Source organism: Streptomyces sp. NRRL WC-3742 (genome assembly GCF_000720635.1).
GTDB lineage: Bacteria > Actinomycetota > Actinomycetes > Streptomycetales > Streptomycetaceae > Kitasatospora.
On sequence record NZ_JOCF01000231.1, the window covers coordinates 1 to 204 of the forward strand.

Here is a 204-nt window from a genome sequence, read left to right on the forward strand (position 1 = left end):
CTCGAACGGCGTCTCGAAGTCCAGCTCCGGATGCGCGTACGGATACAGCTCCGCCAGCTCACGGTTGATCTTCCGCGCCCGCCGCACCATCGCCAGACGCGACTCCGGCTTCCCCGGCTTCACCGCCGCCTTCTTCACGACCGGCTTCGACGCCGCCGCCTTCCGGACCTTGCTCTCTGCCATGCACGAAGGCTACGCCGAACC

The 204-nt window shown here is 67.6% G+C and carries 1 pseudogene; it reads right to left on the reverse strand.

The window, feature by feature from the left end:
- A pseudogene (locus IH61_RS0140170) lies at positions 1–183 on the reverse strand (endonuclease III); the annotation flags it as partial.
- Between the last annotated feature and the right edge of the window lie 21 nt (positions 184–204).